Raw genomic sequence first — 2,430 nt, forward strand, 5'->3', positions numbered from 1 at the left:
TATTACTCTAGTTTATGGTTTAGCGTTTTCAGATTAACGGCTTAAGTAAAAATATTCAATAATAAAATCAAATAGGGATCCGCTTGGAAAATGGAATCTATGGTCACTCCCGTTTTTGTAATATTGAAATTGAAGATATGTTGGCTTGCTTGAATCTATCCGGCGTCTGAATAGGCTTGCATCGGGTTAGGGAATCTTTGGTGCAAGATAAGGTAAAACGACTAACCAAATGCATGCTTTCTTGCTGGAATTTGGTATCAGCGTTCCGAAAGGTGCGGCGGTTATCAGTCGGTTCAGCACTATTCTTGATGACCATAGCTTACCTTTATATCTTAATCAGTTATTGCTGAAACTACAGCAGCACTACCACTATTTAATGGATCAGATAAAAGAACTGGAAGCTCAGTTGAAACAGCTTCTGCGTGAGGATGAAGTAGGACAACGATTACTGACAATTCCCTGCGTGGGAACAATTACTGCAAGCACAATCTCCACAGAACTTGGTGATGGAAAACAATACGCCAGCAGTCGTGATTTTGCAACTGCAACAGGGTTGGTGCCACGGCAATACAGTACTGGCGGCCGGACAATATTACTGGTGATCAGCAAACGGGGCAATAAAAAGATCCGAATGTTACTGGTTCAATGTGCCAGAGTTTTTATACAAAGGCTTGAATATCAATCAGGTAAATTGGCTGATTGGGTCAGGGAGCTTCTGTGCCGAAAAAGTCATTTTGTGGTGATCTGTGCTTTGGCAAACAAGCTGGCCAGAATAGCTTGGGCATTGACAACACGGCAACAGGCTTTTGTCGCATAATATTTACCTTAATTGACAAATTCAAGCAGTTACTATCAGATTTTGCAAATGCTGATTATTGATGATACGAACGGCCAACCGGCCTGTTGAAGAACCTGTAAAACGGAATGGCTCAGTGGAAGCCGTATATTTTTTTGAGGTTCATCCGGCGCGGAACTCATCGAGGTGCAAGCTCCTTGCCTATAAGGACGCCGGATAGATTTAAGCAAGCCCAAAATTCATCAAAATTAGTGTTGCAAAAACGAGGGCGACCATAGAATTTTTATGGTCTCGTACTATGGACGCTTTTATCGATCTGCGATGGACTGTATAGCCAGACATGTCGATCTGCACCTTGCTAAATGGGTTATCGGCATTGAGTCGAAAATGTGCTCGCCAGAGTGAAACACTTTCGTGCAATAGCCACAAGATACGATAAGCTTGAACGGAATTACGCTAGTATGTTGGCACTGGCGTTTGTCATTATATGGCTACCGATGTGGATTGAGTAAATGATAAACAATAAACGTCAACACGCCCTAGTGGAGCATCTTGTAATTAATGGCTGGATTATGTATTCCAACGGTAAAGCCAATTAAAAGGTATTAGCTAATACCCGGTTGTAATATTGGATATATTTTAAAATGAGTGTCCGCAATATCTCTTTTCCGCTGACGGAAAGCCGTCTGAGAAAATGTCGGGATATCAGACTGAACCAGCATTCAATTTGATTTAACTAGGAGGCATGTTTGGGGGTCATGTATTGAATAGTTAGATACACATCTCAAATGTAGTTTTCACGCTCAATGAAAGTTCCTATGACTTTATCGTGCATTGCTTCCGATTTGGAAAAACAAAGGGTTTTTCGATTCAATCGCTTGATTCGCGTTCGCGGATTGATTACGATCCGAATATCGATGTTCGGGCAGTAAAACCCAAGCCGCCCAAAGAAGGAGAATTGCTCGCCAGTTCGACGGCTGAACTTATTCGTGGAGCGGTGTCTGAAACACGAAAATACTCAACTAAGCCAGCGGATATGGTGGTTGATCCAGCGTGGTTTCTGGAGCTGACTCGCCAGCGTATAAACGCCGCTTTATTGCGACCGGAGGGGCGTTGAAAGATGTTCTGAAGCTGGATCAGGAAACGAACGAAGATTTGATTTTGGCGGACGATATGGCGGACGGATCTGATGATGGCTCACGGCTGGCGTTTGGCTGGGAAACGAATGAGCGTCGTTATCGCCGTTCGCCGGAAAAAGATGGTAAAAAGCATGATTGATGGAGGAGGTGTCACTTGGATTTTTTACCAAGTGACACCGTTAAAAAAACGGCTGTGAACCTTGTACAGTTTGTTTCCCTAAGAAATCGTACTCAGTGAAGACACTTAAAAAAACCGGATACACCTTCTCTGTCATGGTTTTGTCGTCTCCCTTTCTCATTACGTTTTTATGCGAATCACTACGTCACATCTATTTGATTACCTTATTGAAAAGTTTTATCTAACCCGTTAAACTAATAACGCTGTTGGCAAAATCCGATAGCCGGGGATTTGCAACCCTGAAAATAGTTACCCACTGGTAGGATGTTTCTGCCAGTGTGCCTGTGCGCGCCCATTCAATGGCGGTTCAGGCGGGG

General features: G+C 43.2%; 4 pseudogenes. 3 read left to right on the forward strand and 1 reads right to left on the reverse strand.

Going from position 1 to position 2,430, the window contains the following annotated elements:
- Positions 1–176: 176 nt before the first annotated feature.
- Positions 177–817, forward strand: a pseudogene (locus ABLA76_RS13730) (IS110 family transposase); the annotation flags it as partial.
- Positions 818–1,164: 347 nt separating this feature from the next.
- Positions 1,165–1,308: pseudogene (locus ABLA76_RS13735) on the forward strand (IS5/IS1182 family transposase); the annotation flags it as partial.
- Positions 1,309–1,580: 272 nt separating this feature from the next.
- On the opposite strand, the pseudogene ABLA76_RS13740 reads toward ABLA76_RS13735, so the two are convergent.
- Positions 1,581–1,688: pseudogene (locus ABLA76_RS13740) on the reverse strand (IS1 family transposase); the annotation flags it as partial.
- Here ABLA76_RS13740 and ABLA76_RS13745 point away from each other — a divergent pair.
- Positions 1,689–2,074, forward strand: a pseudogene (locus ABLA76_RS13745) (protein rep); the annotation flags it as partial.
- Positions 2,075–2,430 lie beyond the last annotated feature (356 nt).

Source organism: Xenorhabdus sp. SGI240 (genome assembly GCF_040081915.1).
GTDB classification, from domain to species: Bacteria; Pseudomonadota; Gammaproteobacteria; order Enterobacterales; family Enterobacteriaceae; genus Xenorhabdus; species Xenorhabdus bakwenae.